The following is a 9333-nucleotide window of genomic DNA, read 5'->3' as shown; positions in this document are numbered from 1 at the left end:
AGGAACAGGAAACGAAATAAGAATAGTACTTCCACAGGAACGGCAGGCTTTAGCGTCTTTCTGGACTTTAATAATTGGAGGGAATTAGATATTATACAGGCTTTCCCCGATAAATTCACGCAAGATGGAGTTAAATGGTATCCTATTTGTTTCCAGGGGGGTAAAGAAAGAGAGCATACGAAGCAATAGGGTAGTTCCTTGGTGATTGAAACTATTTTGGGGAATGGCTTTTAATAAAGGTTCGGCGTAGGGGCGGAGGGCATTTAGCTCATATAAAAGACTGGAGTTAAACATAATATCAGCTTCTTCTTGATAAGGGAAAAGAATAGTATTTTCACTTCGGCGAACGCTGCTCCATTGGGATAGAGTTTGTTCGGGATCAATTCCCCTGGCTCTGTTATCCCTAACTATCCGGCGTATTAAGCGTACTTCGGTGGTAGGTATTCTATTATATGAATCGATGTTAGATTGAAAAAGAGCGCTGATATAAATCTTAAAAAGTTTATTACGATCCAAAGAAGGAAGTAAACGCGGATTAAGACCGTGAATTCCTTCGATGATCAAAATCTCATTAGGATTAAGATTCATCTCGATTCCTCGTGGACGCCGGCTGCCTGAAATAAAATCGTAAATTGGTGTTTCGACAAATCCCCCTTTGATTAAAGTGTCAAGATGGGTAGCTAAAAGTGGCAGGTCTAAAGCTTCAAAAGCATCAAAGTCGTATTGTCCATCAGAATCAAGGGGTGTTTTGTCACGTGAAAGGAAATAATTATCCATGGAGAGTGCCACAGGACGTAAGCCGTTAACCCTTAATTGGGTGGATAATCGTTGGGCAAAGGTCGTTTTTCCGGAAGATGATGGTCCGGCAATCAGGATAACGCGGACATGCTTTCGTTGTTCAAAAATACGATCGGCGATTAATGAAATCTTTTTTTCATGCAGAGCTTCGGCTAAACTTATCAATTCATTCGAACGCTTAGCGGAGATAACCGCATTGACATCTCCTACTTCTGCCAGATGAAGATTTTCTACCCAACGTTGGGCTTCGGAATAAGTAGCGGATAGCTTTTCGGGTGGAACATATAGAGGACAGGCATCGGAATTGTTTAACGTATTATAGAGAAGAATGAACCCCGGCGGATAAGCAACCAACCCACATTGGTGAACAGCACCTGAACGATCAAATACTGAAAAGAGGGATTTTAGTTCCTGACCGTTTAGTTGGCAGTGAATAAACCCATCATCTCCTTGTCGATGGTAAATGGGCATATCTTCTTTTACCCATTTGGTAAGTCGTTCTTCAATTTTTCTAACCTCACGCGGGGAAACCGAAGAGTTTTCAAATTCGCAATATATTCCATCTGGAATGGAGTGCATGATTTTCAGTTGTTCATCAGGGAACAATTCCTTGATGGTTAAGATCAATCCCAGAACTAAGCTTTGACGGTTGCTAGTGTTTCGGCGGTAAGAAGTATACGACAATATTTGTTCACCTGACTTTCCTTAAGATAAGATAAATTAAAAATTGGGAATCGGTTTCCTGTATATGCTACCATACTTATCTTGAAAAAGACAAAGGATGATAATAAGGACATGGGCGGATTTGGTGTTTTGAGTTATGGCACGGTCTAACTGCGGCTTTAAAGACATAAGAATCTACCAGTAATAATATGTATACCTTGCCTTTAACAAAAAAGAGCTGTATACTAGCTATGTTATTGTCAATGACTATGACTAGGGCTGGGGGGGATGTAGGCAACGACGATACAGTTACTATTGGCAGATCAAGAGAAAGGAGGTAGGAAATGGCCCACGGAACTTTTGGTACCGCAATAAACTGCATGGATGGCAGAACACAGTTGCCTGTAAATGAATACTTAAGAAACCGTTTTAAGCTTGAATTTATTGATACCATTACCGAACCAGGGCCGGTAAAAATCTTGGCGGAAAATTTGGCTGGGGTAGCTTCAATCGAACAAAGGGTAAAAATCTCAGTAGAGGCGCACGGTTCAAAGTTAATCTCTGTGGTGGCTCATCATGATTGCGCAGGCAATCCGGTGCCAAAGGAAATACAATTAAAGCAACTGGAGGCTGCGCTTAAAACTATTCGCGCTTGGAATTATACAGTTCAGTGTATCGGTTTATGGGTGGATGAGAAATGGCAGGTTGTGCCTGTGGAGTGATTTGGCGGGGATAAACCAGACTGGTTGGCTTTGCCTAATCTAAGACAGGTGTTATGGGAAGAAAAGGACCAGCTATCATAACTTAATTTGTTAGAACTAAAAAAATTTGAAAGGCAGGGGAAGAATTTGTCCGAGAAAGTCATGAATCGCTGGATTGTAGTAATCGGTGCCTTATTAATTCAGGTTGCCTTGGGAGCGATATATATCTGGAGTGTGTTTAAAGGGCCTTTGATGAAGCAGTTTAAATGGGATGCTGCGTCTACTAATTTAACGCTATCCATCACTCTGTTGGTTTTCGCTATTGGAACCGTGGTTTTCGGGAAACTTCAGGATAAAATTGGCCCCACGAAAGTAGCCACTCTGGGTGGGATATTATTAATCGCAGGATTTCTTTTAGCCAGTAAGACGACTACTGTTGGCTGGCTCTATCTGACTTTTGGGGTATTAGGCGGCGCTGGTATCGGTGCCGGGTATGTCTGCCCGATTGCAACCTGCGTCAAATGGTTTCCGGACAAAAAAGGTCTTATTACCGGCCTGGCTGTGGCTGGTTTCGGTGCCGGCGGACTAGTATTTGCCCCGATAGCTAAAAATTTAATCGCCCAGGTTGGTATTTTAAGTACCTTTGCTTATCTGGGAGTTATTTTGGGAGTTTGTGTAATTATCGGTGCTCAGTTCCTGAAAAATCCGCCTCCCGGTTATAAGCCTGCCGGCTGGAACCCACCGGCGACAGTGGCTGGAAAAGCATCCGCCAATGATTTTACGACTGGCGAAATGGTTAAAACACCTCAGTTCTATCTTGTCTGGGTTTCCTATCTTTTCGGTGCCGCTGCCGGCTTAATGATCATCGGCAATGCTTCGCCGATTGCTCAGGCACAAGGGCTTAGTCTAGCCGCTGCCACCTCTGCGGTCATGGCTTTGTCTGTGTTCAATTCAGTCGGGCGAATTCTCTGGGGTGTGGTTTCCGATAAAGTGGGCCGTACCAAGACTTTGATGGTGCTCTTTGTGATTTGCGGGCTCACCATGCTTTGTCTGAAGATGCTCACGGGAACTTCGATCTTAATCGGCATATGCTTGATCGGGCTCTGTTTCGGTGGCTTCCTTGCATTATATCCTTCGCTTACTGCCGACTATTTCGGTACCAAGAACTTGGGCATGAACTACGGTTCGGTTTTTATGGCCTACGGTATTGCCGGAGTCGGTGGTCCGATGCTCTATGATTTAATGAAAAGCCCGGTGGCCGGTCAGTTAAGCACCACCCCGCTGATGGTTTCCGGAATACTTTGCTTTGTCAGCTTGGTATTAATTATTTTGACCAAACCGCCGGTTAAAGCTTAATGTTTTACTGAGCATAATAGATAGTATAAGTTTTGCGATCCATAAGTACAACGAAGGTTTGCGCCAAAAGCTTGGCGCAAATCAGTTTATTAAATGATTTAGAATAACATTAAATAAATTTGAATGTATGAAGGGGCTCAGGTGAGCCTCTTTTCCATAGTGCGTCCGGGTATAAATCAGTATGTCATGATCAGAGGTATAATAAACATTTCGGCAGAAATTCTTGATATTATTTTTAAAATAAACTATAATAGCAAGAGTGAAGTTTTGTGCTGCAGAGTTTAAGAAATATATGGGGGGGATGCATTTAAGGCCGTTTTATTTAAATGGTTTATTATTTCTTTTACAATACTATTAAGCCTCGGCATGAAAAAACAAAGCATAAGAAAGCCTAAGAAAGCAATTAGCATTTACTAATTAGCAATTAAACTGGAGGGAAAAACATGGCAGACGACTTCGGTAGTGTAAAATCAATGATGGTTGAGAACAGGGTTTTTGCTCCGTCAGCGGAATTTTCCGAAAAAGCGTGGGTTAAGAGCCGGGCACAGTATGATGAAATGTATAAGAAATCGATCGAAAAACCGGATGAGTTCTGGGCGGAGATGGCGGACAAGCTTACCTGGTTTAAGAAATGGGACAAAGTTGAAGAGTTTGATTTCACCAATGATATCTTTGTTCGTTACTTCCAGGGTGGGCAGATTAACGTTTCTTACAATTGTTTGGACGTTCATCTGAATACCGTGCGCAAAAATAAAGCCGCTATTATCTGGCAGGGCGAGCCGGTTGAAGAAAGCAGAACCTTTACTTACCAGCAACTGCATTATGAAGTATGTAAATTTGCCAACGTCTTAAAGAGTCAGGGCGTAAAAAGGGGTGACCGGGTTACTATTTACCTGCCGATGATTCCGGAACTGGCTATTGCTATGTTAGCTTGCACCCGGATTGGCGCCATCCACTGCATAGTTTTCGGCGGATTTAGCGCCGAAGCGATTCGGGACAGAGTTATGGACAGCAAATCGGATCTTCTTATCACCAACAACTTCGGCTACAGGTCTGGAAAATTGCTCGGCAGTAAAGATGTTGCCGATGCGGCTATGGACATGTGTCCGAATGTCAAAAAATGCATCGTAGTCAGAAGAATTGACAAGGACTGCAACATGGTCGCCGGACGCGATGTGTATTGGAACGAATTAATGGCTACGGCGTCTCCTGTTTGCGAAGCTGAAAAAATGGAGGCGGAAGATCCGCTATTCATTCTTTACACAAGCGGCAGCACCGGAAAGCCTAAGGGCGTTCTGCACACCACCGGTGGTTATCTGACATATGCCAACTGTACGGTTAAGCATATTTTTGATGTCAAAGACGAGGATGTTTACTGGTGCACAGCGGATATCGGCTGGGTGACCGGACATACTTATATTGTTTACGGACCACTCTCCAATGGGGCTACTTCCTTGATGTTTGAAGGCGTACCTAATTTCCCGCAGCCGGATAGGTTCTGGGAAATCGTTGAGAAGTTTAAGGTAAATATATTCTACACTGCTCCTACCGCTCTGCGTGCCATGATGAAGGACGGGGATAAGTGGCCTCTGGGCAGAGATATCAGCTCGCTGCGTCTCTTGGGTTCCGTAGGGGAACCTATCAACCCTGAAGCCTGGATGTGGTATTATAACGTAATCGGCAAGGAAAGGTGCCCAATCGTCGACACATGGTGGCAGACCGAAACAGGCGGTATTTTAATTACCCCGCTACCAGGAGCAATCTCCATCAAACCCGGTTCCGCAACCGTACCATTCTTCGGCGTAAAACCCAAGATTATCCAACAGGATGGCAGCGAATCTCCAATCAATGAAGGCGGCTATTTAGTGCTTGAGAAACCATGGCCCGGCATTATGCGAGGGGTTTATGGGGATCCTGACAGATTCAAGATGACTTATTTCTCGCAGTATCCCGGATATTATTTCAGTGGCGACGGCGCTCGCAAGGACGAGGATGGCTGTTTCTGGTTGATGGGCCGCGTGGATGACGTTATTAACGTTTCCGGACACCGTATGGGTACGGCTGAAGTGGAAAGCGCTCTGGTTGCGCACGCAGCTGTCGCCGAAGCGGCTGTTGTCGGTTACCCGCATGACATTAAAGGCGAAGGCATTTACGCTTACGTAACCCTGAAGACCGGTGTTGAGGCTACCGATGCTCTGAGAAAAGAGCTTGTTGTCCATGTGCGGAAAGAAATTGGACCTATTGCTGCACCGGATAAAATTCAATGGGCTCCTGGTCTGCCCAAAACCAGAAGCGGCAAAATTATGAGACGTATTTTGAGAAAGATTGCCTCCGGCGAAATTGACCAACTTGGCGATACCACAACTCTGGCCGATCCCTCCGTGGTTGATAACCTTGTAGCCACAAGACAGTAGAACTGTTGCCTAGTATAGAGAATAATTAAATTAGCTTAATCTAATCGTCAGATCACCAAGTAATCGCATTTGCAAGATGCGTTATTTGGTGATTTTTTTTGGGAGGCTTTCTTTTTAAGAGAGGGTGGAGGATTATATGAACAGTGACTTTATAAATTATTAGTATAAATATCTTTCTTCTATGTATAATAACTGGAAATTGATTTATCAAGTTTTTTACTTGTCTGTTTTTTTTAATAAAAGGTTTCGCTTAGGTTGCAGATGTCCGATAGATGTGCTATATTAGTAACAGGAAATTTGTAGGGATTGTTGGTAAGGAGTGGGTTCTAGCCCGCTCCTTCGTTTGTCCAAACCGGGCCTGAAGTACAACTCCGGGTCATTTTCGTCAGACTATATAGAATACGTTCTTAACCGCAGTTAAAGGAGCGAGTTCACATGAATGAAGCAATGGAACATCGGATAGGGTTACTGGTAGAGCCAATCGTTAGAAAAAAAGGACTCGAACTGGTGGATGTGGAGTACATAAGGGAAGGTGCACATTGGTATTTGCGTCTGTATATTGATAAAGACGGTGGCGTGGACATGGATGATTGTTCAGGAGTAAGTCATCTGGTGAGTGAAATGCTTGATCAACAAAATCCAATTCCACAGGCCTATATGCTGGAAGTGTCGTCTCCTGGGCTGGAACGTCCCCTGAAAAAAGAAGAGGACTTTATCCGTTTTCAAGGAAGGTTGGTTACGGTGCACACGACTTCCCCGTTCCAAGGGTATAAGGAGTTTTCTGGGAATCTGATTGGATTGATAAACGATGAAATCGTTTTGGAATATGAATGTAAGCGTATGGCAATTCCACGCGCCTTGGCAAAAAAAATTCATTTGGCACTGGATTTTTAGTTTTTTCTTTATGTACAATAGATTGAGGAGGAAAATGGAAAAATGAATATGGAGTTCATCGAGGCCCTTCACGAGTTAGAAAAAGGACGGGGAATTTCTACAGAGGTTCTATTCGAGGCAATTGAGGCAGCACTGATTTCCGCATACAAAAAGAATTTCGGATCATTGCAAAATGTCCGGGTTCTTATTGATCGTTTATCTGGTGAGTTTAAAGTGTATGCCCGCAAAACCGTTGTTGAAACCGTGGAGGATGCTCGGACTCAAGTCGGATTGGAGGATGCGCGTAAACTCGATCCTAATTATCAACTTGAAGACATCGTGGAATATGAAGTAACCCCACGTGAATTTGGACGGATAGCAGCTCAAACAGCAAAGCAGGTCGTTGTTCAGCGCATTAGAGAAGCTGAGCGCGGCATGATTTATAATGAATATGTTAATCGTGAAGGAGATATTGTGACCGGGGTTGTTCAACGATATGAACAGAAGAATGTGATTGTAGATTTAGGTAAGGTAGAAGCAGTACTTCCTGCCCAGGAACAAATCCCTAGAGAAGTGTATCAATCCTTTGAGCGGATTAAAACGTATGTCGTGGAGGTTAAAAAAACCACTAAGGGGCCGCAAATTATGTTGTCCCGAACTCATCCCGGACTGATTAAGCGCTTGTTTGAGCTTGAAGTGCCAGAAATTCACGATGGCGTCGTTGAAATTAAAGGTGTTTCCCGTGAAGCGGGTGCTCGTTCCAAAATTGCCGTTTATTCACGTGATTTAAATGTCGATCCTGTTGGAGCATGTGTTGGGCCAAAGGGGGCTCGTGTTCAAACCATCGTCACAGAGTTAAAAGGAGAAAAGATTGATATTGTAAACTACTCTACGGATCCTCAAGAGTTTGTGGCGAATGCCCTTTCTCCTGCTAAAGTTGTGGGAGTTTATCCTAAACTCAATGAGAAAGTTGCCATTGTCGTGGTTCCTGACTATCAACTTTCCTTGGCGATTGGGAAAGAGGGACAAAACGCTCGTCTAGCGGCGAAACTCACGGGGTGGAAGATTGACATCAAAAGTGAATCCCAAGCTAATACGCCAAATGTCATTCCTCAAGTACTGCAAGAAGACTATGAAACTTACGACGAGTATGAGGAATACTCAGATTATGATGAATTCGTTGAAATAGACAACTACCAGGAATACGAGGAAAGCGGACAAAGTATCGAAAATGGACATACTTATGTAAACGAAGAAAATAACGAAGACGAGATTTATCAAGTTTATGATGGAAATTATACATACAATAATGATGAATCTTATGACGCTGAGTTTTCTAATAACGAAGTCACTCAGAAAGTTACTAAAAAAGCTCCACGCGAGATATTGAAGGATTTAGATACGGATGAAAGAGATGAGGAGAAAAAGCAGAAAGGGAAGGGGGTAAGCGTATGAAAACACGAAAAGTTCCGCTGCGGATGTGTTTGGGCTGTCAGCAGATGAAGCCCAAGAAAGAACTCTATAGAATTGTTAGAACTCCGGAAGGAGCCGTTGAACTCGATCCAACCGGAAAACGGAATGGACGTGGTGCATATCTTTGCCCTGACTTAATCTGTTTTCAAACTGCGGTTAAAGAACGTCGATTTCGGAAGGCTTTCGGAGTTGATGTTGATCCGGAAGTATTTGCACACCTGGAAGGGAAGATTTCTACGTGAATACACGTATCCAGTCATTAATAGGGATCGCTCGCCGAGCAGGTAAAATTGCTACAGGTAATGCTCAGGTTGAAGCTATGTTGAAAAAAAGAAAAGGATTTCTGCTTATCATGGCGGAGGATGCTCCTGGTGCTCAGAAAAGATACAAACAGTGGGCGGGTGATTCAAAACTACCAATCTTGGTGACTGGAACGAAATTGGAACTTGGACATTCAATAGGACTTTCACCGCGTTCAGCAGTGCTTATTTTAGATCAAGGGTTTGCTAAGGCTATTTTACTAGCAAGGAGCTGATGCTTGGAACGGAATGGGAGAGACGATTATGTGGGGGTGGTTAAATGAGTATTCGTGTTCATGAATTAGCAAAAGAATTGAACTTAAGTAGTAAAGAAGTGATGACAAGGCTCGGGGCTATAGGAACAGATGTGAAAAATCATTTAAGTGCGGTCGATCAGAAAGATGCAGATCTTTTACGGAAACAACTGAAAGGAAAGGAGATTAATTTGGATCATCCTGAACCCACAAATACTGAAGAAGCAAGGCCAATTACATCCGAATCCGTGCAAGAAGGACTGCCGAAACTACCCCTTCCAGAAATAGAAGGACGTCCGCAAGAACCACGCCAAGGAGTAGGAGGACAGCCGCAAGTACCACGCCCAAGAATGGAAGGACGCCCGCAAGCACTACGCTCAGGAATAGAAGGACGCCCGCAGGGGCCACGACCGGGATATCAAGGACGCCCGCAAGAACCACGACCGGGATACCAGGGACAACCGCGGGGACCACGACCGGGATACCAGGGACAGCCGCAGGG

The 9333-nt window shown here is 43.9% G+C and carries 9 protein-coding genes; 8 read left to right on the top strand and 1 reads right to left on the bottom strand.

Annotation, left to right across the window (positions count from 1 at the left end):
• Positions 1 to 84: 84 nt before the first annotated feature.
• A complete protein-coding gene (locus tag AC6I5A_RS03815) occupies positions 85 to 1482 on the bottom strand; it encodes a uridine kinase family protein (RefSeq protein WP_034611852.1) in 1398 nt (465 codons plus the stop codon).
• A 323-nt stretch (positions 1483 to 1805) separates the two neighbouring features.
• Here AC6I5A_RS03815 and AC6I5A_RS03810 point away from each other — a divergent pair, with 323 nt between their 5' ends.
• The 8 genes from AC6I5A_RS03810 to AC6I5A_RS03775 all read left to right on the top strand — a co-directional run.
• Positions 1806 to 2183, top strand: a complete 378-nt coding sequence (locus AC6I5A_RS03810) for a carbonic anhydrase (protein WP_034611850.1) — start codon at positions 1806 to 1808, stop codon at positions 2181 to 2183.
• A 126-nt stretch (positions 2184 to 2309) separates the two neighbouring features.
• Positions 2310 to 3518 (top strand): L-lactate MFS transporter, encoded by a 1209-nt coding sequence (locus AC6I5A_RS03805; protein WP_497900474.1) that lies wholly within the window; start codon positions 2310 to 2312, stop codon positions 3516 to 3518.
• A gap of 443 nt (positions 3519 to 3961) precedes the next feature.
• On the top strand, positions 3962 to 5932 hold the full coding sequence (gene acs / locus AC6I5A_RS03800) for an acetate--CoA ligase (protein WP_034611847.1): 1971 nt from the start codon (positions 3962 to 3964) through the stop codon (positions 5930 to 5932).
• Between the two features lie 435 nt (positions 5933 to 6367).
• The gene (gene rimP / locus AC6I5A_RS03795; RefSeq protein WP_034611844.1) at positions 6368 to 6826 is read left to right on the top strand and encodes a ribosome maturation factor RimP; all 459 of its coding nucleotides are present in this window, start codon (positions 6368 to 6370) and stop codon (positions 6824 to 6826) included.
• Between the two features lie 42 nt (positions 6827 to 6868).
• Complete coding sequence (gene nusA, locus AC6I5A_RS03790; protein ID WP_034611841.1) at positions 6869 to 8260, top strand: transcription termination factor NusA; 1392 nt, start codon at positions 6869 to 6871, stop codon at positions 8258 to 8260.
• Positions 8257 to 8520, top strand: coding sequence for an RNase P modulator RnpM (rnpM, locus tag AC6I5A_RS03785; RefSeq protein ID WP_034611837.1), 264 nt, complete (start codon positions 8257 to 8259; stop codon positions 8518 to 8520). Before nusA ends, rnpM begins: the two co-directional genes overlap by 4 nt.
• Complete coding sequence (locus AC6I5A_RS03780; RefSeq protein WP_034611834.1) at positions 8517 to 8813, top strand: L7Ae/L30e/S12e/Gadd45 family ribosomal protein; 297 nt, start codon at positions 8517 to 8519, stop codon at positions 8811 to 8813. The genes rnpM and AC6I5A_RS03780 overlap by 4 nt, the downstream gene beginning before the upstream one ends.
• A 44-nt stretch (positions 8814 to 8857) precedes the next feature.
• Positions 8858 to 9333: translation initiation factor IF-2 N-terminal domain-containing protein (locus tag AC6I5A_RS03775; RefSeq protein ID WP_034611832.1), on the top strand; the 476-nt coding region annotated here is incomplete at its 3' end.

It is taken from the genome of Desulfosporosinus sp. Tol-M2 (genome assembly GCF_059735615.1).
The sequence above is the reverse complement of the archived record's forward strand: the minus strand, read 5'-3'. Positions and strand labels throughout refer to the sequence as shown.

Excerpts from the sequence above, each read along its gene's own strand:
- AC6I5A_RS03810 (WP_034611850.1), top strand. The coding sequence starts at position 1,806 with ATGGCCCACGGAACTTTTGGTACCGCAATAAACTGCATGGATGGCAGA.
- acs (WP_034611847.1), top strand. The coding sequence starts at position 3,962 with ATGGCAGACGACTTCGGTAGTGTAAAATCAATGATGGTTGAGAACAGG.
- rimP (WP_034611844.1), top strand. The coding sequence starts at position 6,368 with ATGAATGAAGCAATGGAACATCGGATAGGGTTACTGGTAGAGCCAATC.
- nusA (WP_034611841.1), top strand. The coding sequence starts at position 6,869 with ATGAATATGGAGTTCATCGAGGCCCTTCACGAGTTAGAAAAAGGACGG.
- rnpM (WP_034611837.1), top strand. The coding sequence starts at position 8,257 with ATGAAAACACGAAAAGTTCCGCTGCGGATGTGTTTGGGCTGTCAGCAG.